The sequence below is a fragment of the Streptomyces sp. NPDC043812 genome (assembly GCF_056436245.1).
The window spans coordinates 268,912-292,829 of sequence record NZ_JBWKCY010000006.1; the positions used below are offsets into that span (position 1 = coordinate 268,912).

Sequence of the window (23,918 nt, forward strand, 5' to 3'; positions counted from 1 at the left end):
GGACTCAGATCCCCACCGTGAAACCGTTGGACCAGCTCTGCATCGACTGGACCATGCTGTCCCATACACCTGTGAGCAGCAGCAGACCGGTCGCGATCATCATGATTCCGCCGATCCGCATCACCCAGGCGTAGTGCTGCTTGACCCAGCCGAACGCACCCAGCGCCTTGCGGAACGCGACCGCCGCGAGGATGAACGGCAGCCCGAGGCCGAGGCAGTACGCGACGGTCAGTATGGCCCCGCGTCCCGCGCTCGCCTGGTCCGCCGCGAGCACCTGGACGGCCGAGAGCGTCGGTCCGATGCAGGGCGTCCAGCCGATACCGAACAGGGCGCCCAGCAGCGGCGCGCCGACGAGCCCGGACACCGGCCGCTTGTGGATGCGGAATTCGCGCTGCGTGAGCCAGGGCATCAGGCCCATGAAGAACACGCCCAGCAGGATCATCAGCGCACCGAGGACCTTGGAGAGGATCTCCCGGTGTCCCTGGAGGGTGGAGCCGAAGTAGCCGAACAGCGCGCCGCCGGAGACGAAGACGGCGGTGAAGCCGAGGACGAACAGGGAGGCGCCGGCGACCATCCGGCCGCGTCGGGCCTCGGCCAGGTCGGTGCCGGTGACCCCGGTCACGTACGAGAGGTAGCCCGGGACGAGCGGCAGCACGCACGGCGAGAAGAAGGACACCAGCCCGGCGAGCACGGCGACGGGCAGCGCCAGCAGGAGTGCGCCGCCCATGACCGTGTCGTACGCCCCGGAGCCCGCGGCGAGTACGTCCACAGGATCACTTCTCCGCGATCAACGGGTCGATGATCTTGTGCAGTTCCTCGTCGTCCAGCGCCTTGAGGGAACGGGCCGCGATCTTTCCCTCGCGGTCGAGCACGATCGTGGAGGGAATGGCCTGCGGGTTGAGGCTGCCCTTGGGGAAACCGTTGACGATCAGCTTGCCGATCGGGTCGTAGAGGCTCGGGTACTCGATTCCGTAATCCTTCTCGAAAGCGAGCGCGGGTCCCTTGTTGGTGTCCCGCGTATTGATCCCGACGAACTCGACGCCCTTGTCCTGGGTCTCCTTGGCGACCTTGGCGAAATAGGGGGCCTCGGAGCGGCAGGGCGGGCACCATGATCCCCACACGTTCATCACGACGATCTTGCCCTTGAGGCCGGCGACGTCGAGCTGTTCACCCTCGAGCGTTTCACCCTTGAGCTCGTTGGGGGACTTGCGCTCCCCCTTGGCGACGGTGGAGATGCCGCCGGAGTCGGTGACGAAGTTGGTGTCACCGCCGCCTCCGGACTTTCCGCCCTCGCCGCATGCCGACAGGGTGAGCGCACCTGCGACGGCCAAGGCGGTCAGCAGGGCGGCGCGGGGGGCACGGCTGAGGCTCATGTGAAAAGTTTCGCATGGCCTCCGCGGGGATCTTCCGCACCCCCCTGCCTGACCGTTAAGACCCGTTGTCAAGAAGCCCTAAGGAATGCGTTCCAGCCGCCGACCGGCGACTGGCCGACCTCCAGGGTGCGCAGTTTCGCGAGCACCTGCGGGTCCTGCACGTCCAGCCAGTCGCAGAACTGCCGGAAGGAGACCAGCCGTACGTCCTTCTTCCCGGCCATCCCCTTGAGCGCTTCCTCCACGGCGTCCATGTAGATGCCGCCGTTCCACTGCTCGAAGTGGTTGCCGATGAAAAACGGGGCGCGATTGGACTCGTACGCCCGCTGGAATCCCGCGAGATACGCGTCCGTCGCCTGCTTCTTCCATCCCGGAAAGCGCGACGGCACACCCTGGGTCGCATTCTGCGACTGGTTGGCGAGCATGTTGTAGTCCATGGACAGCACCTCGAAGGAGTGCCCGGGGAACGGGACCTGCTGGAGCGGCAGATCCCACAGGCCCAGCCGCTTGTCGGGCCACTTCTGGCGGCCGCCGGGCGAGGAGGCGTCGTAGCGCCAGCCGAGCTGTTTGGCGGTGGGCAGCAGTTTGTCCTGGCCGAGCAGGCACGGGGTGCGGGCGCCGACGAGTTCCTTGCGGTAGTCGAATGGCAGCGGATCGATGTCGTGCCAGCCGCTGTTCGTCCGCCATTCGGTGACGAACTTCACAGCCTGATCGATCTCGCTCCGCCAGTCCGCGGGGGTCCAATTGCCGACCGATCCGGAGCCGGCGCAGAAATGGCCGTTGAAGTGGGTGCCTATCTCATGGCCGTCGAGCCATGCCTGGCGTATGTACTTCAGCGTGTCCTTGATGTGTTCATCGGTGAGGTAGCCGATGTCGGACGCACCGATGCCGTTGTTCGGCGGACGGTAGAGAGATTTCTTCGACTCGGGAAGCAGATACACCCCGGAGAGGAAGAAGGTCATCGCCGCGTCGTGGTTCTTCGCGAGTTCGAGGAAACGGGGGAAGAGTCCGTTGCCGACCTCTCCCGCACCGTCCCAGGAAAAGATCACGAATTGCGGCGGCGTCTGGCCCGGTTCGAGGGGAACGGGCCGCGGCGGCTGGTTGGGCTGCTTTCCGGTGTCGGCCGTGGAGCCGTCGCCGATCGGCCGGCCGGCCGTGGCCGACGGGGACGGCTTGCCACCGTTGCCCTGGTCACCACCCCTGCCCGGTTCGGAGTCACTCGTTCTGCCCGCCGCCCCGGTGCCACAGCCCGCCACTGTGATCGCGGCTGCGGCCCCAAGTCCCGCCCCGAGCAAACCCCTTCGACTGATGTCGCGCATATCGTCCCCATCCGCGCTCTCCTGGTCCGGGAGAGCATTTCCAACCGGCACAGAAGGAGATGCCGTTCGGAACGCGGAGGTTCCTGGGACGCGTAATCAATTTCCCGGCTGCCTCAGGGCAGCCGGGAAACGGGCGCAGCGGACCGTACCAACGGGCCTACGCGCCAAATGCCTTGGACTTGCCCTTCACCGGCTTGGCGCCGGCGAGCAGATGCGCGGGGACAAGATCACGGGCGGGCTCGGAGTAGCCGACGGAGACAATTGTGTTGCCCTCGTACGTGAACGAGGTCAGTGAGGCGAGCGTGCACTGCCGGCGCCGCGGGTCGTGCCACAGCCGGCGCTTCTCCACGAAACTGCGCACGATCCAGATCGGCAGCTGATGGCTGACGCACACCGCCTCATGGCCGCGTGCCGCGTCCCGTGCCGCGTCCAGCGCACCCATCATCCGGACGACCTGCTCCACGTACGGCTCCCCCCAGGACGGGCGGAACGGGTTCGTCAGGTGCTTCCAGTTGCCGGGCTTGCGCAGCGCGCCGTCACCCACGCCGAACGTCTTGCCCTCGAAGACGTTGCCCGCCTCGATCAGCCGCTCGTCGGTGTCGAGGGTCAGCCCGTGCTTCTTGGCGATCGGCTGGGCCGTCTCCTGGGCACGCTCCAGCGGGGAGGACACGACATGCGTGACGTCCCGGCCCGCCAGATGCTCGGCGACCCGGTCGGCCATCTGCCGTCCGAGCTCGGAGAGGTGGTAGCCGCTGCGGCGGCCGTACAGCACGCCGTCGGGGTTGTTCACCTCGCCGTGGCGCAGCAGGTGGACCACGGTGATGTCGCTGGTGCTCATACGGTCGCCTCCGCGGCGGCTCGGGCGGCGGCGGGCAACGCGGCCGCGATCCGCTCGACGGCCCGCTCGTCGTGGGCGGTCGACACGAACCAGGACTCGAAGGCGGACGGCGGCAGGTAGACCCCGTCGGCGAGCATCGAGTGGAAGAACGCGTTGAAGCGGAACGCCTCCTGCTTCTTCGCGTCCTCGTAGTCCCTGACCTCGGTCGGGGTGAAGAACACCGAGAACATGTTGCTCGCGGTCTGCAACCGGTGCGCCACACCCTCCTTGGAGAGCGCGCCGGTCACCAGCGCCTGGATCTCCGCCGAGACCGCGTCGACCTTCTCGTACGCGGCGTCGTCGAGGAGCCGAAGCTGCGCGAGGCCCGCGGCGGTCGCGACAGGATTGCCGGACAGCGTGCCCGCCTGGTAGACGGGGCCGGCCGGGGCGAGGTGTGCCATGACGTCCTGACGGCCGCCGAACGCCGCCGCGGGGAACCCGCCGCCCATGACCTTGCCGAAGGTCATCAGGTCGGGCACCACACCGTCGACACCGAACCAGCCGGCCTTCGACGTACGGAATCCGGTCATGACCTCGTCGGAGATGTACAGGGCGCCGTTCTTCGCGCAGGCGTCCTTCAGGCCCTGGTTGAAACCGGGCCGGGGCGGGACCACGCCCATGTTGCCGGGGGACGCCTCGGTGATCACACAGGCGATCTCACCGGGGTGCGCGTGGAACGCCTCCTGGACGGCCTCCAGGTCGTTGTACGGCAGCACGATCGTGTCGCCGGCCTGCGCACCCGTGACTCCGGGGGTGTCCGGCAGGGCGAACGTCGCGACGCCCGAACCGGCCGCGGCGAGCAGCGCGTCCACGTGCCCGTGGTAGCAGCCGGCGAACTTGATGACCTTGGCCCGGCCGGTGAAGCCGCGGGCCAGCCGGATCGCCGACATCGTCGCCTCCGTACCGCTGGAAACCAGCCGTACCTGCTCGACGGGACCGATGCGGGACACGATCTCCTCGGCGAGGGCGACCTCCCCCTCGCCGGGTGTGCCGAAGGAGGTACCGCGGGCGACCGCCGCCTGCACCGCCCCGATGACCTCCGGGTGGGAGTGCCCGAGGATCATCGGACCCCACGAGCAGACGAGGTCGACGTATTCACGGCCGTCGGCATCGGTGAGGTACGGCCCGGTGCCGGACACCATGAACCGGGGCGTACCGCCCACGGCACGGAAAGCACGGACGGGAGAGTTCACGCCGCCGGGCGTCACGAGGGACGCGCGGTCGAAAAGCGTCTGCGAAACTGGGGCGTCATAGGGAAAGCTCACGGAAACCATGGTCTCAGAGGCTCCGACGTTCTTGCGGACAGGTGTTTCACCGCACGTTCGTGGGGGAGGTCACTGTCACGATGATCTGGTTGCGCGGCGGGGGCTGCGAGTGGTCGGGTGGAGATATGCATCGCGGTGGCGGACTGGGCGAGGGGACCGACGACCTGGGTCCTGAGCCTGCCCGGCGTGGAAAACACCGGCGAGGCGAAGCGGATGAGCCCGCGGGAGGCAGGAGCGGCCGGTTGGGGGTGACGTACAAATACTTCGGTGCGCCCGACGGTGCCACTGCCGCGCGCGTGCCGATCTCGATGCGCCCCGAGGAGCTGGGCGGCGACGAGCTCGGCATGGGCGGGATGTTCACCAAGATCAAGCCGGAGACCATAGCCGCGATGGTGCTGACCGGCATCCAAGGCATGCCCCTGCACAAGGTGCCGCCGCTGGAGCTGGTCGTGCTGCACCCCGACTACGCCGTGGTGAAGCTGCCGATGACCGTCGTCGACCCCCTGCGGGACATCGGTGAGGAATCGGTGGGCGCCGCAGCCTTCATATGGTCGACGGTCCCGGACCGGGGCGGGCCCCGGGACGCGTTCAACGTCTACCAGCTGCTGCACGAATGGCAAGATTTCAGCCATCGTCTGCACGAGGCGGGCCACCAGCCGTACTGCCTGGTCTGGCCCTGACCCTCGCGTTCTCCCGCGCCGCGCTCGGACGACAGGCGGGCAGCCGTTCCGCGCTCAGACGACAGGCGGGCGGCCGAGACGCGCCATGAGCCACACGGTGCTCCACCGCATCGGGCGCCGTTCTCCGCACGGTGTGCGGACACCCTCGGCGAAGCCGCCGAACCAGGCGCGCAGGCCGGGCGCCGACCGCGTACGGGCCAGCGTGAGCGCGGTCCACGAGCCGAGGTAGAGCGGCACCAGCAGGGCGGGAAGGTTGCGCTTCGCCAGCCAGACACGGTTACGGGCGGTCATCCGGTAGTAGACGCCATGCCGCGTGGGTGCCGTCCGGGGGTGCTGGAGCACCAGCTCGGGGGCGTAGAGGATCTTCCAGCCGTCGTCCAGCGCACGCCAGGCGAGGTCGGTCTCCTCGTGCGTGAAGAAGAAGTCGTCCGGCCAGCCGCCGACCCGCTCCAGCATCCGCATCGACAGGGCGTGCCCGCCGCCGAGGAACGTCGTCACCTGGCCTCCGCGCAGCGGGTCGGTGTTCCCGATGCGGGGCACGTGCCGGCGCTGGGTGAAGCCGGTCTCGTCGGCGATGCGGAAGCTCACGATGCCGAGCGCCGGGTCGGCGTCGTACATCGCGGCGATGCGGCTGAACACGTCGCTCTCGATGAGCAGGCCGTCGTCATCGAGATCCACGAGCACGTCCACGTCGCCGAACTCCCGCAGCCGCTCCATCGCGACATTGCGCCCGCCGGACACCCCGAGGTTCTCGGGGAGCTCGATGCCGGTCACACCCGGCGGCAGATCGGACAGCGGGGCACCGTTGGAGACGACGACCACGCGGGTGGCGGGATGGTCCTGGGCGGCCACCGAGTCGAGCAGCGCGCGCAGCTCGACCGGGCGTGAGCCCATTGTCAGTACGGCCACACCCACACGCGCTCGGGACACGTCCACATCTCCATCTGTTGCCAACCGTGACCCGCGAGCTTAACGGGAACCGTCCGGCAGGTGTACGGAGGCGAGCTCGTCCGGATTGCGGATGACGTGGACAGCGGCTGTGCGGCGCGTTTCCGCCGTGAGGGAGATCACGGAGAGGTCCTGTTCGGGGTGCACGGCGCCGGCCGTCGGGTTCGCGGGTCCGTCGGGTGGACCGCCCGCGGGCAGCCATCGGGGCGGCTCACCGCGACGGGACGTGCTCGCGGAGCCAATCGTCGAAACGGACCGTGCCCTTCACGTCCGGATGCGCCGACGTCACCGCACCCGCACGCAGCGCCCGGCCGAGCGCACCCGGCAGGGCGACGGCAGCACCAGAACACGGCGGCCGGTGATCGCGCGCCAGCGGCGGGCGTGGACCCGCAGGTCCGCCGCCTCGGGGCCGGTCACCTCGATCCGGCCCCGTCGCGGCCCGGCCTCGACGGCATCGGCGACCGCGTGCGCGACCTCAGCCGCGGCCACCGGCTGGAGCCTGCCCTGCGGCATCGGCAGCACCCGCGCCTTCCCGAGCGTGGCGAAGGCCGTCGCCACCAGTTCGTGGAACTGCGTGGCACGGACGACGGTCCACGGCACCGGGCCGTCCTCCACGACCTTCTCCTGGGCGGCCTTGAACCGGAAGTAGCCCGCCGGCACCTGGTCGCAGCCGACGATCGACACACAGACGTGGTGCCCCACACCCGCCGCGTCCTCCGCCGCCAGGAGACGGCGCGAACCCTCCACCAGAATCTGTTCGGCCTGCTTGGGCGACTGGCTGTTGCTCGCGTCGACCACCGCGTCACAGCCGCCGAGCGCCACCGCCAGGCCCTCCCCGGTCGTCAGGTCGACCCGGTATTCGGGAGCGTGGCGGCTGAGCACCCGTACCTCGTGACCCCGTACGCGCAGTTCGTCCGTGACGTGGCGGCCCAGCGTTCCCGTTCCACCCGCAATGGCAATCCTCATACCCCAAGGACGACACAGAACGGCGTGATGGGACATCGGGGAGCGGCCGGGCGGCGGGTGCGTGGTACGGGCCCGGGGAGGGGGTCCGGCCGGAAGGCGGGTCCGTCCGCCAAGGCGGGCCGGCCGGAAGTCGGGTCCGCGAAGGCGGGTCCGTCCGCGAAGCCGGCGCGACGCCACGAAGGCAGCGCGACGCGGCCCGCGTAAGCGGGTCTCGTTTCGGCACACAGGGCGCGGGCCTACGGCCGCTGCCACTGCGGGTCGCGCCCGGTCAGCGCCAGCAACCGGTCGAGGTCCGATGCCCCCGCACCCCCGTCCCGCAGCGGGCGTTCCTCACCGAAGGCGCCCATCTTCCTTGCTGTCGGGGCGAGTTCCTCGAACGTGTCCAGCACCTCGCGGACCACCCGCGGGTCCGGCGTGTACTGCTGCCCCGTGGCGCGTGCCAGGTCCCAGGCGTGCACGGTGAGATCGCCGAGCGCCATCCGCCCGACGACGCCTGCCGGCATCGCCATGGCACCGGTCACGCCCTCGTCGGCCCCCGGCACCGCCCAGGCCCGCACGAGCGTGTCCACCTCGGCGGCGAACGACGCCCGCCAGTCTCCGTGTCCGACGTGGTCGGGTTCGGCGGAGAAGTCGGAGTCCTCCTTCGCCGCCAGGCGCTGAAAGTTGGTCACCACCTGGTGGAGGTGATCGACCAGCTGCCGGACGTCGTACTCCGCGCACGGAGTCGGGTCGGCCAGCTGCGCGTCGGTGATTCCGCGGACGACCGGCACGGACTGTTCGGCGGCGGTCCGGAGCAGGTCACTGATGGTGTTCGCCATGCAGCCACCGTAGGAGCGGGCCGTGGTCCCGGTCTTGAAGAAACGCGACAGCACCCGGCATAGGATCGGCCCATGGGAGGTCCGCGACGCGACACCAGGGGCATCGTCGAAGCGCGCGAGCTGTTCGCCCGCGTCGACTTCCGCCGCCGCGAGCCGGCCCCCGGGCTCCGTCCGTTCCTCGAGCACTACTGGCTCATCGACTGGGACCTGACCGAGCCGTACGCCTCCCATGTGGTGCCGCACCCGTCGGTGAACATGGTGTTCCAGCGTCACGGCGAGGAGCTCGCCTGGGCCGAGATCGCAGGCATCGGGCTGGAGTTGTTCACACAGAAGCTGACCGGCCGGGGACGGGTGTGCGGGGTGCAGTTCCGGCCCGGCGGGTTCCGGCCCTTCGCGCCCGGACGGCCGGTCTCGGACTGGACGGGCCGCCGGGTGCCGCTGACGCAGGCGCACGAGGATCTGGGCGGGCCCGCCGGGGACCCCGCGGAGGCCGCACGGCGGATCGTCGATCCGGACGACGAGGACGCCAGGGTCGCCGCACTGGACGCGTTCCTGCTGGGGCTGGGACCGGCTTCCGACCCGTCGGCGCTGCACGCCATGGCCCTGGTGGAACACGTCCGTTGCGACCGCACCATCCGCCGCGTCGCCGAGCTGGCCGCGGCCGAGGGAGTGTCGGCCCGCTCTCTGCAGCGGCTGTTCGCGGCGTACGTCGGCGTCGGCCCCAAGTGGGTCATCCTGCGTTACCGCATCCACGAGGCGCTGGAACGGGCCGAGACGGACGGCGAGGTCGACTGGTCCGTGCTGGCGGGCGAGCTGGGCTACAGCGATCAGGCGCATCTGGTGCGGGACTTCACGGCAACCGTCGGGGTACCGCCGACGGCGTACGCCCGCCCTGCGAGCTGAGGCTTCGGCACTGTCGGACCCCCGTCCTACAGTGCTGAAGATGAGCCACGTTGCGAACGTACGGATCGAGCCATGGTCCGAGGACGACTTCGAGCTGCTCCACGCCGTGAACTCACCGGAGCTGATGGACCACCTCGGTGGACCCGAGACCGAGGAACAGCTGGTCACACGGCACGGACGCTATGTGGAGCTGAGCGCCGACCGCACGGGCCGCGGCCGGATGTTCCGCATCGTCATCGCCGGGGGCGGCGATGCGGGCCTGTCGGCCGGATCGGTCGGCTTCTGGGAGCAGACCTGGGACGGCGAGCAGATCTACGAGACGGGGTGGAGTGTGCTGCCCGCGTTCCAGGGCCGCGGGATCGCGACGGCGGGGACGCTGGCGGTGATCGGGGCGGCCCGTGCCGAGGGCAAGCACCGTTTCCTGCACGCGTTCCCGTCCGTGGACAACGGGCCGTCGAACGGGGTGTGCCGCAAGGCCGGATTCACACTCCTCGGCGTGCGTGACTTCGAGTACCCGCCGGGCACCGTGCTCGCCTCCAACGACTGGCGGTTCGACCTGCTGGGGTCCTGACACACCCCGAGCCGTCACCGGAGCCGTCGCCACCATAACCCTTACTAATGGAATAGAGTGATCCAACCATTAGGTCAACGGAGGGCGAATCATGCTGCTCGCACACATCAGCGATCTGCATCTCGACGGCACCGCAGAGACGTCCGGCCGCGCCTCACGGACGGTCGCGTACCTCAACTCCCTGACGCGCCAGCCCGACGCGGTTCTGGTCACGGGGGACATCGCGGACCACGGCGCCCCGGCGGAGTACGCGGAGGCGGCAGAGCTCCTGTCCCGCCTGACCGCACCTCATTTCCCCTGCCCGGGCAACCACGACGACCGCGCCAACTACCGCAAGGTGCTGCTCGGGGAGACGTCCGACACCCCGGCCGGCCCGGTCAACCGCCTGCACCACGTCGCCGACCACGCCCTGCTGCTGTGCGATTCGACCATCCCCGGCGAGGACCCGGGCCGTTTCGACGACGAGACGCTGCAATGGCTGGAGCACACCCTCGACGCCCTGGGTGACACCCCCGCGCTGCCCGCCTTCCACCACCCGCCGGCCACGCTCCACCACGCCTACCTGGACTCGACGAACCTCACGAACGCCGACCGCCTGGCCACGCTGCTCGCGGGGCGCAGCAACGTGCCGGCGATCCTGACCGGGCATGCCCACACCCCCGGCGCAACGACGTTCGCGGGCCTCCCCCTGCTGGTGGCCCCCGGCGTCGTCTCCACGCTGCGGCTGCCCTGGGAGCCCGGCGCGGGCCTGACCGACCGCACAGCTCCGCCCGGGGTCGCCTTCCACGTCCTGGGCGAGGGCGGCGCCCCGGTCACCACGCACTTCCGCGTGGTGGTGTAACCCGCCGCAACCCGCGCACGACCGAAGGGCCCGCTTGACGAGGCGGGCCCTTTCCCAGACTATTTATCTGCGTCACGCAGATACTGCGCAACGACGCGTACCTGTCGACGCCCTATGGACGACCACACGCCGACGCCACACCCCTCGACCCAGGAGCACTTCGCATGACCATGCTCATCACCGGCTGCCGCGGCAAGGTCGGCTCGACCCTGCTTGCCCTCCTCCACGAGTCAGGAGCCGACGTTCGAGCCGCCTCCGCCCGCCCCACGGACCTCGAACTGCCCGAAGGCATCGATTCCGTACGCCTCGCGCTCGACGACCCGACAACCTTCGCGACCGCCCTCGAATCCATCGACTCCGTCTTCCTCTACGCCGATCCCTCCCACATCGACGCCTTCATCGACGCGGCGCACACCGCAGGTGTCGGGCACATCGTGCTGCTGTCGTCGAGTGCGGTCCTGGCCCCGGAAGCAGCCGGCAACCCGCTCGCGGCGATGCACCTCGCCACCGAAAGGGCCCTCGCCGACGGCCCTGTCCCGTTCACCGTCCTGCGACCCGGCGCCTTCGCGGGCAACGCGCTCCAATGGGCACACGCACTGCGCTCCACCGGCGTCGTCGAACTCCCCTATCCGGGCAGTCACGGCGATCCGCTCCATGAACTCGACCTGGCAGAGGCCGCGATGGCCGTGCTCACCGACCCGTTGCTGCGCGGCGGCACACACCACCTGACCGGCCCGGAATCCCTTGCGTTCACTGAACAGATCGCGATTCTGGAGCGCGCCGCGGGCCGCACGACGCCCATCGAGATCCGCCGGGTGACGAGGGAGGAGTGGCAGCAGTCGGCATCGGCGCACATGCCGAGCGAGTTCGCGCGGGGCCTGCTGGACTACTGGGCGTCGACGGACGGTTCACCGGCGCCGCTCACCGGCACCGTCGAGAAGCTGACCGGCCGCCCGGCACGCACCTTCGCCCAATGGGCGGCGGACCACGCTGCGGCGTTCCGCGCATAGGAGCGGTATTCCGCGCACGGAAACTGCTGGCTGGAGCCGCGCAGCCAGTGACATGCTGGCGCTGTGAACGGACCGAGGATCTCCTTCAGCGTCGCCCCCGAGTTGCGGCTCTTCGTCTCCTCGGAGCGCCGGCAGGGCCGCACACCCGTCGTCACCGACGGTTCGTCGACGCTCGGTCATGTCGTCGAATCGCTGGGAGTGCCGCTCACCGAGGCGGGCAGCCTGCTGGTCGACGGCCGCCCGGTGCCCGTCTCGCACGTTCCGCAAGCGGGCGAACACGTCGAGGTCCGGGGCGTGCAGCGGCCGCAGGAGATCCCCGGCGCGCCGCTGCGATTCCTGCTCGACGTCCATCTCGGCACGTTGGCGCGCCGGCTGCGCCTGCTCGGCGTGGACGCGGCCTACGAGAACGAGGACATCGGCGACCCGGCACTCGCCACCCTCTCCGCCAAGGAGCGCCGCGTCCTGCTCTCGCGCGATCGCGGGCTGCTGCGCCGCCGGGAGCTCTGGGCAGGTGCCTATGTCTACAGCGACCGGCCGGACGACCAGCTCAAGGACGTCCTGGAACGGTTCGCGCCCGCGCTCGCACCGTGGACCCGCTGCACGGCGTGCAACGGGCCGCTGACGGAAGCCGACAAGGACTCCGTCCAGGAGCAGTTGCAGCAGGGCACGCAGCGCTCGTACGACGTGTTCGCCAGGTGCACGGCATGCGACCGGGTCTACTGGCGCGGCGCGCACCACGCGCGCCTGGAAGCAATCGTCGAATCCGCGCTGCGCACCTCGGGCTCGGCGTAACCCCGCTCGGAACGGGGACAGTGCGAGCGCGTTCGCGTCACGCCCGAGTGTCGACGTCACCTGCGCGCAGCCGCTCCACCTGCTGCGCGGCCAGGTCCACCGTTCGCCTCATATGGGCCGTGATCAGTTCGACCTCCTGATCCGAGTACGCGTCGAACATCGAGGCCCACGGGGCGTTCAACCGCTCCCACAGCGCCCCGACCTCGGCCATGCGCTCCGGCACGCATTGCACCAGGACTCGGCGGCGGTCATGCGGGTCGCGTTCACGGGTCACATGGCCGGAGCGCTCCAGCCGGTCGACGAGCCGGGTCGCCGAACCGGTCGTCAGCCCGGTCAGCTCGGCGATGCGTCCCGTCGTGACCGGCCCGGACTCCAGGCCGAGGAGGTTCAGGCACTGGAGATCCGTGGGGTGCAGCCGCAGATGGTCGGCGATGGCCTGGTTGAACAGGGCGTAGGAAGCCATGTAGCGCCGCGAGGCAATGGAGAGATCGGCCATGAGCCGAACCCGCTTGCCATCGCGCGAACTCTTCTGCGTCATGCAGAAAGCGTACGGCGCAGACCTGGCCGACCGGTGCCCGGCCGGCCAGGTCCTGGTGGCCGCGACCGGCAGTGTTCGACCGCGACAGGGCAAAGCCTGCCGGGGGCGCCAGGGGCACTAGGGGCACTAGGGGCGCTCCTCGGTGAGATAGCGCTGCACCGTGGGGCCCAGCCAGCTCACCACCTCCTCCCGCGTCATCTCCACGGCAGGCGGGAAGCAGAGCACGTAGCGGGCCATCGCCATGCCCAGGATCTGCGAGGCGACGAGCGCGGCCCGGCGCGGGGCGTCGGCCGGGTCCGGGGACAGACTCGCGGCGACCGGGCCCACTTGCTCGCTGAAGATCGAGCGGGCTCGCTCGGCGGCGACGGCATTGGTGACGCCCGCCCGCAGCAGCGCCGTCAACACCTCGTCCTGCTCCCACCGCTCGAGGAAGTGGGCGACGAGCACGGCTCCCGCGTGCTTGCCGGGCAGGGCACCCAACTCCGGCAACCGCAGGTCGAACTCGGAAGCGGCGGCGAACAGTCCCTCCTTGTTGCCGAAGTAGCGCATGACCATCGAGGGATCGATGCCCGCGTCACGCGCTATGGCGCGGATCGTCGCGCGCTCGTACCCGTCCGCCGCGAAGCGCTCGCGGGCGGCTTCGAGGATCGCGGCCTTGGTGGCATCGGAGCGGCGCGGCGCGCCGGGTGCTTCCGTCGTCATGCCAACAACTGTAGGCCAACAGGTGTTGACACGCCAGGGCGGCCCGCTCTACATTTGCCAACAAGCGTTGACCAACACCTGTTGACCCAGGCGTCGACTGCAGGAGCCGATCTGCAACGTCGACCTCACACCGCCGACTCACGGGAGGCAGCCATGCACGCCACCGGAAGCACGGACCGCGACAGCACCACCGCAGTCGACACCGACGTGATCGTCGTGGGCGCCGGCCCCACCGGCATGCTGCTCGCGGGCGACCTCGCCGCCGCCGGCGTCTCGGTCACGGTCGTCGAGCGCCGCCCCCACGAGACGAGCAACATCACCCGCGCCTTCGGCGTGCACGCCCGCACCCTCGAACTGCTCGACGCCCGCGGCCTGGCCGACGAGCTGGTGACGAAGGGCACCCCGATCAGCGGTCTGCGCCTGTTCCGCCGGCTCTCGCTCGACCTGGCCACGCTCCCGTCCCGCTTCCCGTTCCTCCTGATCACGCCGCAGTACGAGGTGGAGAAGCTCCTGGAGCGCCGGGCGGTGGCCGCGGGCGTCGACTTCCATTACGGCACGGAGCTGACGGGCCTGCGCCAGTCCACCGGGAATGCCGGGGCACCGGCGTCCGTCACCGTGGAGCTCAGCACGACGGACGGCGCCCCGGACGGCACACCCACCGGCGCCGCGGGCGGCATGCTCCGCGCCCGCTATGTGGTCGGCACCGACGGTGTCCGCAGCTCCGTGCGCACGGCACTCGGCCTGCCCTTCCCCGGCGTCTCCGTCATCAGGTCCATCGTCCTCGCGGACGTGAGGCTCGCCGAGGAGCCCGCCGACCTCCTCACGGTCAACGGCGTGGGAGACACCTTCGCCTTCATGGCGCCCTTCGGCGACGGCTGGTACCGCGTCATGGGGTGGAGCCGCACCCGCCAGGTCCCCGACAGCGAGCCCGTCGAACTCGACGAGGTCCGCGAGATCGCCCGCCGCGCCCTCGGCAGCGACTTCGGTATGCACGACGCCCGCTGGATCTCGCGCTTCCACAGCGACGAACGCCAGGCCCCCGCCTACCGCGTCGGCCAGGTCTTCCTCGCGGGCGATGCCGCTCATGTGCACTCCCCCGCCGGCGGCCAGGGCATGAACACCGGCCTGCAGGACGCGGCCAACCTCTCCTGGAAGCTCGCATCGGTCGTCCGGGGCCAGGCGCCCGACCCCGAAGCCCTTCTCGCCTCCTACCAGTCCGAGCGGCACCCGGTCGGCAGGATGGTCCTCCGCAGCAGTGGGGCGATCGTGCGTCTCGCGATGGCGCACACCCCGCTTCAGCGCGCCGCACGCTCTCTCGCAGCCCGCTTCCTCAACACCGTGAGGCCCGCCGCCACCAAGGCACTTGGCATGGTCTCCGGCATCGGCGTCTCATACGGCGCACCCCGCGGCGCGCACCCGCTCACCGGCCGTCGCGCGCCCGACCTGCAGCTCGCCGAGGGGCGGCTCTACGAACTGCTGCGCGCGGGCGAGTTCGTGCTGATCTGCCCCGCGGACGACTCAGGGGACGGCTCCGCGGACTCCGCGGCGACCACGAAGGCCCCGACCGCCCCCGGCAGCGTGATGCGGGCGCACTGGTCCTCGGATCGCACCGGCGCGCTGCTGGTCCGCCCCGACGGCTACATCGCCTGGGCGTCGGGGCGCGGGACAGCAGTCGGATGACCCCGGCGACCGAGTCCGACGCCCGGTCGGCGCGGACCGCTCAGAAGGCGTACCGATCGCCGGTGGCCGGGACGAGCACCTGGTGCTCGTTGTTGGCCGGATTCCGGTCGCTCGCCCCGCCGTTCCACACGGTGGCGACCTTGACGACCCCCTCGGACGAGGTGCCGTGTGTCCGCAGATCAAGGGTGACCGTCCGGCCCACCCCGTCCGCGGACAACGGGCCCGTCGCGCACAGCACCACCCGCTCCGCGGCCCACAGACACCTGCGCGGCAGCCGCAGATCCCCGACCGGCCGCAGCGAGAACTCCAGCCTCACCGTGGCGCTCGTGACGCTCGACGGACCGTGGTTCCGGCTCATCACCGAGACCCCGAGCCGCCCCTCACTCAGCGAGACGTACCCGTGGTGGGCGACATCGGCTTCCGGCTCGACCGCCCCGACGGACCCACCGTCCCCCGTGCCCGCGCTCGCCCCCATCCCCGAGCCGACCACCAGCAGCACCGCTGCGGCCCCGGCCGCCAGCGTTCCACGCATCACAGACATGGCCAGAAGATACAGATTGTGCCGCAATGCGCCCCACTGCCCGTCACCCCCGGCGCGCCACCGGCCCCCACCGCCCCGCCTATCCTGACCACAGGTTCGATCACACGCGCGAGGAGACTGACATGACCACCGCCGGGACGCCCGTCGCCGTCGTCACCGGAGCCGGCAGCGGCATCGGCGCGGCCACCGCACGTCAGCTGGCAGCCGCCGGATTCCATGTCGTGCTTACCGGCAGGCGCAAGGACCGCATCGAGGCCGTCGCCGCCGAACTCGCCGCGGCCGGCCACCATGCCACCGCCTACGCACTGGACGTCACCGACCGCCCGGCCGTCGAAGACTTCGCCGCATCCCTGGACCGCTGCGACGTCCTCGTCAACAACGCCGGTGGCGCACTCGGCGCCGACCCCGTCGCCACGGGCGACCCCGCCGACTGGCGCCGGATGTACGAGGTCAACGTCATCGGCACGCTCCACCTCACGCAGACACTCCTCCCGGCGCTCACCGAAAGCGGCGACGGCACGGTCGTCGTGCTGTCCTCCACGGCCGGTTTCGGCACCTACGAGGGCGGCGGCGGTTACGTCGCGGCCAAGCACGGCGCCCATGTTCTCGCCGAGACCCTGCGCCTGGAGATCGTCGGCACCCCGGTCCGCGTGATCGAGGTGGCTCCCGGCATGGTCAGGACCGAGGAGTTCGCCACGACCCGCTTCCGCGGCGACACGGAGAAGGCCGCCAAGGTCTACGCGGGCGTGGCCGCCCCGCTCACCGCCGACGACGTCGCCGACACGATCACCTGGGCCGTCACCCGCCCGTCCCACGTCAACATCGACCTTCTCGTGGTGCGCCCCCGCGCGCAGGCCTCCAACTCCAAGGTCCACAGGGAACTGTGAGGATCCCTCAGACCGACCCGTCCAACTCCCCGGCCCGCAGCCCCGCCTGGAACCGCGACGTCGCGCCCAACAGCGCCATCACCTCGGCGACCCGTCTGCGGTAGGTGCGCAGCGACATCCCGAGCAGCCGCGCCGCCGCCTCGTCCGTGTGCCCTTCACCGAGCATCCGCAGGATCCGGCGCGCGTCCTCGCTCAGGTCCGGCGGCCGGGTGACGTTGCGCGCACGCCGGAAGTCGTCCAGGCCAGTGGCGGACTCCCACGCCGCTCCGAACAGCGACCGCACGCCCTCGACGACGTCGGGCGAGCTGACGACCGAGTACGTCCGCGTCCCGGCCGCGGGCGGTCCCGCGAGGATCGCGACCCTCCGGTCGATGACGATCGCCTCCCGGGCGAGCGGCGCCGTGGAGATGCGCACCTGCGCGTACGCCGAGATCCTCACCAGCCGGCGCTCGGAATCCTCGTCGGCCACGGCCCGCGGGGTGTAGAGCTTGCGCATGGACAGGCCCTGCTCCAGCGAAGGGCGATACCCCTCGGCGAACGCCGCGTTGACACCGGCCGACCAGGTGACCAGATCCTCGGCGGCACACAGGAACTCACTGCGCGCCGAGCCGAACAAGTGGCCCGCCCGGCGGACCAGTTCCTTCTCGCCCCGCAGGGTCACGATCCGATCGGTCGCCATGGTGCGATCAGTCTGGCAGCAACGTGCCATTTCGCCACCACCCCTGTGGCTGCGCGCAGGATTCCCGCATGCCGACGAACGAACTCACGCCCACGCCAGCACCGATCGCCCCGCGGACCGCGCCCACCGCGCCCATCTCACCCGCCGCTGCCGCCGGGCGCTTCAGCATCGGCGGCGACCTGTCCGTGGCCCGCATGGGCTTCGGCGCGATGCGGCTGCCGTCCCGCGACTGGCACGGCCCCGCAGGCGACCCCGAGCGTGCCGTCACCGTCCTGCGCCGCGCCGTCGAGCTGGGCGTCGACCACATCGACACCGCATGGTTCTACTTCTTCCGCGACATCACGGCGAGTGCCCTGATCCGCACCGCCCTCCACCCGTACCCCGACGACCTGGTCATCGCGACGAAGGTCGGCCCCGGCCGCACCTACGACGGTGAATGGCTGCCCTCCGCGTCTCCCGAGGAACTGAAGGCCGCCATCCACCGGAACCTGCGCGAACTCGGCCGCGACCACCTGGACCTGGTCTACCTGCGCGCCCTGCCGAGCGACGGTCCCCTCGCCGAACGGTTCGGCGCACTCGCACAACTGCGGGAACAGGGACTGATCCGGCATCTCGGCATCAGTGGCATGACCGCCGAACAGCTCGCCGAGGCCCGGCGCATCGCGCCTGTCACGGCCGTGCAGAACCGCTTCAGCCTCGGCCACCGCGAGAGCGACGACGTGCTCGACATCTGTACGCGCGAAGCCATCGCATTCGTGCCGTTCTTCCCGCTCGGCGGCCTCGGCGTCCCCGACCTGGCCGCGCTCCGCGACATCGCCGACCGCCACGGCGCCACTCCGGCACAGGTCATGCTGGCGGCCCTGCTCGCCCTGTCCCCGGTGATGCTCCCGATCCCGGGCACCTCGTCCCGCACCCACCTGGAGGAGAACATCGCCGCGACGACGCTCCGACTCCCCCCGGAGGACCTCGCCACGCTGAACACCCTGACGCCGACCGGCTGACCCTCGGCCCCGGTATGCACGAGGGCCCCGGACCGAACCGGTCCGGGCCCCTCGACACTTCGACGCGCACAGAGCCTCGACCCTTCACGCACACCACCTGGGCCGACTTCGTCCTCACCACATGGCAGCCGATCACGCCAGTGCGCAGCCGACTGGGTCGCTGCGGCGTACTCGTCCGCCACGTTGAAGACGCCTGTCCTCCCGGCACTCAGCGCAGCCGAAGGGGTGAGTCACCACGCGCGCGCTGCCGAGCCGCAGTGGCTCGGCCATTCGGCTGCGTTGCCTCGCGCCCACTGCCGCACCGCTGTGTTGTGGACACGGATGCGTGCCGAGGTCCAGGGCATCGGTGGCCTCGGGCGCTCAGCCACGGCGCCCAGCCACGGAGAAAGAAGGACGATGCCCATGCCCCCTATACGCGGACTCATATCGGGCCTTCGACGTCATGCCTCGGTCATCACCGCGTTGGTGACCTGTTCGACGGTTCTGACCGGGCAGGAACTCGCCGCGGCCGGCGGTACGCCCACCCCTTCGGTGCCCGCCCCGCAGCTGGACTGGAGATCCTGCGTTCCAGGCAGCGAGTTCGACTGCGCGACCGCGAAGGTGCCGCTGGACTACAACAGACCAGGTGGTCGCACCATCGAGCTGGCAGTCGTCAAACGGAGGGCAACCGACCCCGGGCGACGCATCGGCACCCTGTTCTTCAACCCCGGCGGCCCCGGCGGGCCCGGAACGGTGCAGATGCCGCAGAACTACGAGTCCTTCCCGCACGAGGTGCGGGAGCGGTTCGACATCGTCAGCTGGGACCCCCGCGGGATCGGCAGCAGCACCGCGGTGAACTGCTTCGCGAGTCCCGAGGAAGCCGCGGAGTGGGGTGCGAGGAAAGCGGCGGGCTTCCCGGTGGGCGAGAAGGAGCGGACGGCCTTCATCGCCACGTACAAGGATCTGGTCCGGCGCTGTGAGCAGCGTGACCCCGAGCTCCTGCGCCATGTCTCGACCGCCGAAACCGCTCGCGATCTCGACCAGCTCCGCCAGGCGGTGGGCGAACCCCAGCTCACCTACCAGGGGATCTCCTACGGCACGATCCTGGGCGCCACCTACGCCAACCTGTTCCCCGACAAGGTCCGCGCCATGGTCCTCGACAGCAACATCGACCCGCAGGCCTGGACGAACCACTCGTCCGACGACGACCCCCGGCTCACGACGTTCCTGCGCATGGGCTCGGACCGCACCGCGGCAGCAACCGTGGACAAGTTCCTCACCCTGTGCGGGTCCACCACCACCGCCCGCTGCGCCTTCTCCGCCGGCGGCCCGATAGCGACCCGGGACAAGTTCGACCAGCTGATGCAGCGGCTCCGGAAGCATCCCGTGGGCACGTGGACCTACGCGGGCGCAGTCGCCGACGTGGTGAACAGCCTCTACGTCGTCCACCCCGGGTGGAGCAACCTCGCCGGCAGGCTGCAGGACCTGTGGCAGGGCCGTGTCCCGGAGCCGTCCCCACTCCCGCCGCCACCGGCGGTCCCGAATCCGAATCCGTACCTGGGCGAGGAACAGGGCGCTGCGGTGTTGTGCGGCGACAGCCCCAATCCGCGTGACCCCGGTGTCTACCACGCCATGGAGGAGGCCAGTGCCGCCCGTGCGGGCGACGCCGGACGCTTCTGGACCTGGGCCGCCGAGGGATGTTCCACCTGGCCGGTCGCCCCCAACCGTTACCGCGGCCCGTGGAACAAGCCGACGGCACATCCCGTCCTGCTGGTCGGCACCAGGTACGACCCCTCCACTCCGTACTCGGACGCGGAGGCCATGGCCAAGGAACTGGCCAACGCCCGCCTGCTCACCAACAACGGGTACGGGCACACCGCACTGATCAACCCCAGCAGCTGCATCCAGGCCCACGAGAGCCGCTACTTCATCGACGGCACCCTCCCGCCGGCCGGGACAACCTGCGAACAGGACACGCCCCCCTTCTCCGCCCCCAAGCCGATCGGCGGCGTAGCCACCGGCGGCGGCGGGATGGCCGGCACCGTCTCCTGAGCCGGTCAACCCGCCGGCCTGGGCAGGCCCCCGGTCCGGGCACGGGCCGATTCGATCGAGTTCCAGAACGCTCCCGGATCCATTCCGAGCCGCTCGGCGACCAGGTCCGACCCGCCGAGCCCACAGCAAGAGGCCCCGGACTGCGGTCGGTCCGGGGCCTGTCGATCACGTCGTGTGCCGGGCGTCAGCCCTTGACAACATGGTCGAAGCGCTCGAAGGAGGCACCACGAAGGGGTCGTCAAGATCCATGCCACCTCAACGGCCGACGGCGGGCCCGGTCACGGCGAGGCCGGACCGACCTGGAATGGACAGAATCTGTGCGTCGGGCGGCTACGTCCCCTATGCCTCGCAGACCGAGCACCGCATCAAGGCCGTCGCCACGGTCAGCGGAGCCGACATGGGTGCGCTGTGCCGCGAGGGTCTGGGCGGTGACCAGAGCGAGGACGTCGTCCGCGGGTTGCTCGACGAGGCGGGCAAGTCGCGTACCGAGGAGGCGCAGGGCAAGGAGCCACGTCGGCTGCACATCGTCCCCGAAACCGAGGACGAGGCGAAGGACTCGCCCACTCTTTACCGGCAGGGCCACAACTACTACCGCACGCCCCGTGCGCAGCACCCGAGGTCGAAGAACTGGTTCGTCCTGCGCAGCATCGACCAGATCGCTCAGTACTCCTCGTACGACCTCATCCATCTCATCTCGCCGCGGCCGCTGCTGATGATCGCGGGACCGAGACAGACACCGCTTACTTCAGTCGCCAGGCGATCGAGAAGGCGAGGGAGCCCAAGGAGCTTTTCTGGATCGACGGCGCCACCCACATCGATCTGTACGACAAGGAGGAGTACGTGCCGACCGTGATCGAGAAGCTGACCGGCTTCTTCAAGGAACATCTGGCCGCGTAGCGGCCGCACGGCTCTTGGGTCCGCAGCAAGCCTTTGTTCGCGCGCTGCGCCCTCCTTGCCTGGACACGCTGACAGGGCACGTCGCCGATGAGTGAGGACCGGCCGAAGGGTCAAGGCCGCGACGACGAGGGGCGGGGGGAGAGGGCGGCGCAGGGGCGACGCAGAGGACCCAGACCGCAGGCAGGCCGCTGGTCGGACAGCGGGGCCGCCTCCCCATCGGGCGATGCGCGACGCACGGCGGCATCCTGACGAGGGTAAGGCCGCCAGGGCTGCACAAGTCCGGGCATTCCCGGTGAAGGGCACGGCGACGATGCGCGAGCAGAACACCGTCCGCGGAGTGGGGCACGGCGTGGCAGTCAGCCCGCTGAGCCACATGCGGGCCCGTGATCCGGCCGAGGCCCACCGCACGGCCACGCCGCTGGAGCTGCTGTTCGACCTGTGTTTCGTCGTGGCCGTGGCGCAGGCCGGGGCCCGCCTGGTGCACGCGGTGGCCGAGGGGCATCCCGCGCAAGGCGTGACGGGCTACATGCTCGTCTTCTTCGCGCTCTGGTGGGCCTGGGTCAATTTCACCTGGTTCGCATCCGCCTACGACTGCGACGACGTGCCCTACCGGCTCGCCACGCTCGTACAGATGGCCGGCGTCCTGGTGCTGGCCGCCGGGGTCCCCGCCGCGTTCGACGGGGCCGACTACAGAGTCGCGGTCACCGGATACCTGATCATGCGGGTCGCGCTGACCGCCCAATGGCTCCGAGCGGCCCGCAGCGAGACCGGCGCGGCCAGATCCACCACGCTGCGGTACGCCGCCGGACTGGCGATCGTCCAGGCCGGCTGGGTGGCCCTCCTGCTGCTGCCGGACTCGGCGTGGGTGTGGGGGGTCGGCCCGCTGGTACTCGCTGAGCTGCTGGTCCCGGCGCTCGCGGAGCGCCGCGGGCGCACGAGTTGGCATCCGCACCACATCGCTGAACGCTACGGACTTTTCACCATCATCGTGCTCGGCGAAAGCATCGCGGCCGCCACCGTGGCAGTCCAGTCGGCACTGACCGGAAGGACAGCACTCGCAGAACTTCTGCCGCTCGCAGCAGGGGGCCTGGTCATCGTCTTCGCCGCATTCTGGATCTACTTCGCCGTGCCCATCCACGAGTACCTGGTCTCCAGCCGCCAGGCCTTCATCTGGGGCTACAGCCACTATGTGATCTTCGGTTCGGCCGCGGCGATCGGTGCCGGTCTGGAAGTGACGGTCGAACAGGCGACCGGCCATGCCCACATCTCCGCAACGGCAGCAGCCCTGTCCGTCACACTGCCCACCGCACTGTTCATGATCACGGTGTGGGCCGTGCACGCGCGCCACTTCAAGCGGAGCACGGCTCAGCAGCTCGTCCTGCCCATCGGGGCTGCCCTCGTACTGGCCACCACACTCGCCGGCCACTGGGCGGTTCCGCTTGCCGCACTCGCCGCTGCCGGCACCGTCGCCGTCGGCGTCTACCTCGCCGCCCGCACCTAGCACCGAATCGCCGCAGCGCCCAGGATCCCAAGCACGGCCGAGCCCCGGACTGATCCAGTCCGGGGCTCACGGGTCACGTCAACTGCTGCACCCTAGCCCTTGACGCAGATGACCTGCTTGAGCTTCGCCACCACCTCGACCAGGTCCCGCTGCTGGTCGATCACCTGCTCGATCGGCTTGTACGCACCCGGGATCTCGTCCACCACACCCGAGTCCTTCCGGCACTCCACACCCCGCGTCTGCTCCTCCAGGTCCTTTGTCGAGAAGCGCCGCTTCGCCGCGTTGCGGCTCATCCTGCGGCCGGCTCCGTGGGACGCGGAGTTGAACGACGCCTCGTTGCCGAGACCCTTCACGATGTACGAGCCGGTGCCCATCGAGCCCGGGATGATCCCGAAGTCACCGGAGCCGGCCCTGATCGCGCCCTTGCGGGTGACGAGCAGATCCATGCCGTCGTAGCGCTCCTCCGCCACATAGTTGTGGTGACACCCGATGACGTCGCACTTCACGCCCGCAGCCCACGCAACAAACCCAAGTGGCCCGCCACAGGCACCTTCGTCCACCGCAACCACCGCCGCCAAACCAGCTCGCCGAATCCTTACCCGACTAGTCAAGATCGACGGCCTTGACCTCCACGTCGCAGACCTCGACATCATCGACGGCTCACCGCCTCCGCAGGAAGCCGCACGCCGACCGCCGAGCCGTTCACCCCCGTGCTGCCCTTGATGGCGGCAGGCGCATTCCGCACCGTCATACGGCCAACCCCGAGGGAAGATCGCCCTGTCCGTCTGAGCACGCAGGCGGCGGTACTACGCGCCGACGCGGGCGTACGGCAGGAGCGCCATCTCCCGGGCGTTCTTGATCGCTGCAGCGATCTGCCGCTGTTGCTGCGCGGTGACGCGGGTGACGCGGCGGCTGCGGATCTTCCCGCGGTCTGAGATGAACTTCCTCAGCAGGTCGGTGTCCTTGTAGTCGATGTACGTGATCCCGGCCGCTTCAAGGGGGTTGGGGCGGGGTTTGAGCGACTTGCGGGGGTCGTGACGGCGGGCCATGAGCGCTCCTGTTTCGGTGCTGAATTCGGCTGTGTGCTTGGCGCCGGGGTGG

25 protein-coding genes and 1 pseudogene are annotated in these 23,918 nt (G+C 70.1%); 12 read left to right on the plus strand and 14 right to left on the minus strand.

Going from position 1 to position 23,918, the window contains the following annotated elements; genetic code table 11:
* Positions 1-4: 4 nt before the first annotated feature.
* From AC067Z_RS12060 to hemL, 5 genes are all read right to left on the minus strand, one after another.
* Entirely contained in the window at positions 5-727 is a 723-nt protein-coding gene (locus AC067Z_RS12060) for a cytochrome c biogenesis CcdA family protein (protein WP_478789423.1), read from the minus strand.
* A gap of 46 nt (positions 728-773) precedes the next feature.
* Positions 774-1,373, minus strand: a complete 600-nt coding sequence (locus tag AC067Z_RS12065) for a TlpA family protein disulfide reductase (RefSeq protein WP_478789359.1) — start codon at positions 1,371-1,373, stop codon at positions 774-776.
* A 68-nt stretch (positions 1,374-1,441) separates the two neighbouring features.
* Positions 1,442-2,689: a polysaccharide deacetylase family protein gene (locus tag AC067Z_RS12070; RefSeq protein WP_478789360.1), complete on the minus strand. Its 1,248-nt coding sequence runs from the start codon at positions 2,687-2,689 to the stop codon at positions 1,442-1,444.
* A 157-nt stretch (positions 2,690-2,846) separates the two neighbouring features.
* On the minus strand, positions 2,847-3,527 hold the full coding sequence (locus AC067Z_RS12075) for a histidine phosphatase family protein (RefSeq protein ID WP_478789361.1): 681 nt from the start codon (positions 3,525-3,527) through the stop codon (positions 2,847-2,849).
* Positions 3,524-4,840, minus strand: a complete 1,317-nt coding sequence (gene hemL / locus AC067Z_RS12080) for a glutamate-1-semialdehyde 2,1-aminomutase (RefSeq protein ID WP_478789362.1) — start codon at positions 4,838-4,840, stop codon at positions 3,524-3,526. The genes AC067Z_RS12075 and hemL overlap by 4 nt, the downstream gene beginning before the upstream one ends.
* A gap of 116 nt (positions 4,841-4,956) precedes the next feature.
* On the opposite strand from hemL, the gene AC067Z_RS12085 reads away from it, so the two are divergent.
* Positions 4,957-5,511 carry a hypothetical protein gene (locus AC067Z_RS12085; RefSeq protein ID WP_478789424.1) on the plus strand — a complete coding sequence of 185 codons (555 nt, stop codon included), beginning with the start codon at positions 4,957-4,959 and terminating at the stop codon, positions 5,509-5,511.
* A 54-nt stretch (positions 5,512-5,565) separates the two neighbouring features.
* On the opposite strand, the gene AC067Z_RS12090 is transcribed toward AC067Z_RS12085, so the two are convergent.
* From AC067Z_RS12090 to AC067Z_RS12100, 3 genes are all read right to left on the minus strand, one after another.
* Positions 5,566-6,441, minus strand: a complete 876-nt coding sequence (locus tag AC067Z_RS12090; RefSeq protein WP_478789363.1) for a glycosyltransferase family 2 protein — start codon at positions 6,439-6,441, stop codon at positions 5,566-5,568.
* 303 nt (positions 6,442-6,744) lie between these two features.
* Positions 6,745-7,425, minus strand: a complete 681-nt coding sequence (locus AC067Z_RS12095; RefSeq protein WP_478789364.1) for an SDR family oxidoreductase — start codon at positions 7,423-7,425, stop codon at positions 6,745-6,747.
* 236 nt (positions 7,426-7,661) lie between these two features.
* Positions 7,662-8,243: a TIGR03086 family metal-binding protein gene (locus tag AC067Z_RS12100; RefSeq protein ID WP_478789365.1), complete on the minus strand. Its 582-nt coding sequence runs from the start codon at positions 8,241-8,243 to the stop codon at positions 7,662-7,664.
* 72 nt (positions 8,244-8,315) lie between these two features.
* Between AC067Z_RS12100 and AC067Z_RS12105 the strand changes: the two genes are divergently transcribed.
* From AC067Z_RS12105 to AC067Z_RS12125, 5 genes are all read left to right on the plus strand, one after another.
* On the plus strand, positions 8,316-9,146 hold the full coding sequence (locus AC067Z_RS12105; protein WP_478789366.1) for a DUF6597 domain-containing transcriptional factor: 831 nt from the start codon (positions 8,316-8,318) through the stop codon (positions 9,144-9,146).
* Positions 9,147-9,186: 40 nt separating this feature from the next.
* On the plus strand, positions 9,187-9,717 hold the full coding sequence (locus AC067Z_RS12110) for a GNAT family N-acetyltransferase (protein WP_478789367.1): 531 nt from the start codon (positions 9,187-9,189) through the stop codon (positions 9,715-9,717).
* A 91-nt stretch (positions 9,718-9,808) separates the two neighbouring features.
* Positions 9,809-10,558 (plus strand): metallophosphoesterase, encoded by a 750-nt coding sequence (locus tag AC067Z_RS12115; RefSeq protein ID WP_478789368.1) that lies wholly within the window; start codon positions 9,809-9,811, stop codon positions 10,556-10,558.
* Positions 10,559-10,722: 164 nt separating this feature from the next.
* Positions 10,723-11,568 carry an NAD(P)H-binding protein gene (locus tag AC067Z_RS12120; protein WP_478789369.1) on the plus strand — a complete coding sequence of 282 codons (846 nt, stop codon included), beginning with the start codon at positions 10,723-10,725 and terminating at the stop codon, positions 11,566-11,568.
* Positions 11,569-11,631: 63 nt separating this feature from the next.
* Complete coding sequence (locus AC067Z_RS12125; protein ID WP_478789370.1) at positions 11,632-12,360, plus strand: Mut7-C RNAse domain-containing protein; 729 nt, start codon at positions 11,632-11,634, stop codon at positions 12,358-12,360.
* 37 nt (positions 12,361-12,397) lie between these two features.
* Here AC067Z_RS12125 and AC067Z_RS12130 read toward each other — a convergent pair whose 3' ends face one another.
* Together AC067Z_RS12130 and AC067Z_RS12135 are read right to left on the minus strand one after the other, a co-directional pair.
* Positions 12,398-12,898: a MarR family winged helix-turn-helix transcriptional regulator gene (locus tag AC067Z_RS12130; protein ID WP_478789371.1), complete on the minus strand. Its 501-nt coding sequence runs from the start codon at positions 12,896-12,898 to the stop codon at positions 12,398-12,400.
* Positions 12,899-13,024: 126 nt separating this feature from the next.
* Entirely contained in the window at positions 13,025-13,600 is a 576-nt protein-coding gene (locus AC067Z_RS12135; RefSeq protein WP_478789372.1) for a TetR/AcrR family transcriptional regulator, read from the minus strand.
* A 153-nt stretch (positions 13,601-13,753) separates the two neighbouring features.
* On the opposite strand from AC067Z_RS12135, the gene AC067Z_RS12140 reads away from it, so the two are divergent.
* The gene (locus AC067Z_RS12140; RefSeq protein ID WP_478789373.1) at positions 13,754-15,280 is read left to right on the plus strand and encodes an FAD-dependent monooxygenase; all 1,527 of its coding nucleotides are present in this window, start codon (positions 13,754-13,756) and stop codon (positions 15,278-15,280) included.
* 40 nt (positions 15,281-15,320) lie between these two features.
* Here AC067Z_RS12140 and AC067Z_RS12145 read toward each other — a convergent pair whose 3' ends face one another.
* Entirely contained in the window at positions 15,321-15,821 is a 501-nt protein-coding gene (locus AC067Z_RS12145) for a hypothetical protein (RefSeq protein ID WP_478789374.1), read from the minus strand.
* Positions 15,822-15,943: 122 nt separating this feature from the next.
* On the opposite strand from AC067Z_RS12145, the gene AC067Z_RS12150 reads away from it, so the two are divergent.
* Complete coding sequence (locus AC067Z_RS12150) at positions 15,944-16,708, plus strand: SDR family NAD(P)-dependent oxidoreductase (protein WP_478789375.1); 765 nt, start codon at positions 15,944-15,946, stop codon at positions 16,706-16,708.
* 7 nt (positions 16,709-16,715) lie between these two features.
* Here AC067Z_RS12150 and AC067Z_RS12155 read toward each other — a convergent pair whose 3' ends face one another.
* Positions 16,716-17,387 carry a helix-turn-helix transcriptional regulator gene (locus AC067Z_RS12155; RefSeq protein ID WP_478789376.1) on the minus strand — a complete coding sequence of 224 codons (672 nt, stop codon included), beginning with the start codon at positions 17,385-17,387 and terminating at the stop codon, positions 16,716-16,718.
* A 68-nt stretch (positions 17,388-17,455) separates the two neighbouring features.
* On the opposite strand from AC067Z_RS12155, the gene AC067Z_RS12160 reads away from it, so the two are divergent.
* The 4 genes from AC067Z_RS12160 to AC067Z_RS12175 all read left to right on the plus strand — a co-directional run bounded on the left by AC067Z_RS12160 (position 17,456) and on the right by AC067Z_RS12175 (position 22,817).
* Positions 17,456-18,388 (plus strand): aldo/keto reductase, encoded by a 933-nt coding sequence (locus AC067Z_RS12160; RefSeq protein ID WP_478789377.1) that lies wholly within the window; start codon positions 17,456-17,458, stop codon positions 18,386-18,388.
* 402 nt (positions 18,389-18,790) lie between these two features.
* A complete protein-coding gene (locus AC067Z_RS12165) occupies positions 18,791-20,419 on the plus strand; it encodes an alpha/beta hydrolase (RefSeq protein WP_478789378.1) in 1,629 nt (542 codons plus the stop codon).
* A 304-nt stretch (positions 20,420-20,723) separates the two neighbouring features.
* Positions 20,724-21,272, plus strand: a complete 549-nt coding sequence (locus AC067Z_RS12170) for a hypothetical protein (RefSeq protein WP_478789379.1) — start codon at positions 20,724-20,726, stop codon at positions 21,270-21,272.
* Between the two features lie 354 nt (positions 21,273-21,626).
* The gene (locus AC067Z_RS12175) at positions 21,627-22,817 is read left to right on the plus strand and encodes a low temperature requirement protein A (protein WP_478789380.1); all 1,191 of its coding nucleotides are present in this window, start codon (positions 21,627-21,629) and stop codon (positions 22,815-22,817) included.
* Between the two features lie 92 nt (positions 22,818-22,909).
* Here the strand turns inward: AC067Z_RS12175 and AC067Z_RS12180 are convergent.
* Positions 22,910-23,311, minus strand: a pseudogene (locus tag AC067Z_RS12180) (RtcB family protein); the annotation flags it as partial.
* A gap of 312 nt (positions 23,312-23,623) precedes the next feature.
* On the minus strand, positions 23,624-23,866 hold the full coding sequence (gene rpsR / locus AC067Z_RS12185; RefSeq protein WP_478789381.1) for a 30S ribosomal protein S18: 243 nt from the start codon (positions 23,864-23,866) through the stop codon (positions 23,624-23,626).
* Positions 23,867-23,918: the final 52 nt, after the last annotated feature.